1 protein-coding gene is annotated in these 1,935 nt (G+C 46.4%); it reads left to right on the top strand.

Annotated elements, in window-relative coordinates:
- The first annotated feature begins 67 nt into the window (after positions 1 to 67).
- Positions 68 to 1,864 carry an IS1634 family transposase gene (locus tag Ga0451573_RS18825; RefSeq protein ID WP_231685737.1) on the top strand — a complete coding sequence of 599 codons (1,797 nt, stop codon included), beginning with the start codon at positions 68 to 70 and terminating at the stop codon, positions 1,862 to 1,864.
- The last annotated feature ends 71 nt before the right edge of the window (positions 1,865 to 1,935 follow it).

Below are 1,935 nucleotides of genomic sequence, written 5' to 3'. Positions count from 1 at the left end.
TTTTTTTTGCGATTTTACTATACGTTATGAAACAGTTATGATATAATATATCTGAGGTGATGTTACATTGATAAAAAAAGATAAGGTGAAGCGCAAAGGAAGCATAAAAACATGGGTCAGTGTTGTTGAGGGTTACCGCCCCGCGCCGGGCGCACCGCCAAAGCAAAGGACGATAAAATCTTTTGGATATCTTGAAGATCAAGAAGACCCCGAAGCTTTCATGGCGAAGGTTAAGGAATTCAACGCCAATTACAGAGCAGAAAATGTTCCGCTCCGAATAGAGGCAGCCGGAACCGCAAGGATGTACTGCGAGGAAAACCGGCGGCAGAACTACGGATACAAATTTCTAGAGGCCGTTTATAAACTGCTCGAAATCGATTCGTTAATCAAGAGCTATGAGAAGTCGCATAGGTTCCGGGGGGAGTATTCACCCAGCGATATTTTCAAATTCCTGGTGCTGGCAAGGATACTCCACCCGGATTCAAAGCGTGCCTCATGCCAGATGAAGGATGGCTTCTACGGGATGCGCACGGACTTCACGCTGCCGGATGTCTACAGGTCGCTTGACCACTTTGCGGATTTCGAGGTGGAGTTGCAGCGGCATTTAAATGAGCGTGTCAAGGAGACGATCGGTCGCGACCTTTCTTACGCATTTTATGACGTGACCAACTATTTCTTTGAGATAGACTTCCCAGATGGTGAAGATGATCTGAGAAAAAAAGGCGTATCGAAGGAGCACCGCGTTGATCCAATCGTCGCCATGGGCCTTTTCATGGATTCGAACGGACTTCCGGTCAGCATGTCGATTTTCCCCGGCAATACGAGCGATTCTCTTACACTTCAGCCGACCATGAAAGATGTCAAGGAATCATACGGGTTAGGCAGGCTGGTTGTGGTCGCCGATAAGGGGCTGAATTCCTCGAAGAACATTGATGCGATCGTGAACAATGGCGACGGTTTCGTATTCTCGCAAATACTAAAAGGGAAAAAAGGGCAGCGTTACAATGAAAAGCTGTTTGATAAAAGCGGGTGGATATCAAACGAGGGCGGTACATACAGATACAAGCTGTTCAGGGAGGAATATGAGGGGAAGGACAAGGACGGGAAGAAAGAAATACGGACAAGGAAAGTGCTTCTATATTGGAGCAAGGCCGAAGCCGACATGGCAAGGCGCAAGCGGGAAGAAAAACTTAAAAAGGCCGAGCGTTCCGTCAATAACAATGCCTATGGTATCAAAAAAGGTATCGACGAATACACAAAGGAAAAAATCATTGATAAGGAGACCGGCGAAGTACTGGAAAACACGAAAAAGCTGCGCAGTGTGGATTTGGAAAAAGCGGAAAAAGACGCGATGTATGACGGCTACTTTTGCATCATCACTAGCGAACTTGACTATGATGAGCGGAAAATCCGCCAGGCGTATGGCGGTCTTTGGCGGATAGAGCAGTCGTTTAGGATTATGAAGACAGATCTTTATGCCAGACCTGTGTTCGTCCGCAAGAATGAGCATATTCGCGCGCATTTCCTAATCTGCTTCGTCGCGCTCCTCCTCATCCGAATTATTCAGTACAAAATGGGAGAAAAGGCGCTGTCAGCCGAACGGATCGCAAGAGCACTGGGTGCCGCGACATGTCAGCTTTTGAAGGGCGGCATCATTCACCTCGACGATGTCGGCGGTGCGATCGCATTCCAAAAAGTGCGAAACAAAAAAGGCGAGATAGTGGAAACACTGGCATATTCAGATGAAGACGAAATAGCGCTGGACTACAAGGAAATACAGGATTTGTTCGGTACGGATTTTTACAATATTTATTCGAGGCAGGAAGTGTTCAACAAATTCCTGAAGAATATCACTGTAGCATAACAAAATTCATATATGATCAAAAACGCGAAAAAGCCCGTAGTTTCAACAACTATGGGCTTCTCACCTTTTTT

Source organism: Phosphitispora fastidiosa (genome assembly GCF_019008365.1).
Taxonomy (GTDB): Bacteria; Bacillota; Thermincolia; order Thermincolales; family UBA2595; genus Phosphitispora; species Phosphitispora fastidiosa.
This window is presented reverse-complemented; position numbering and strand designations above follow the sequence as displayed.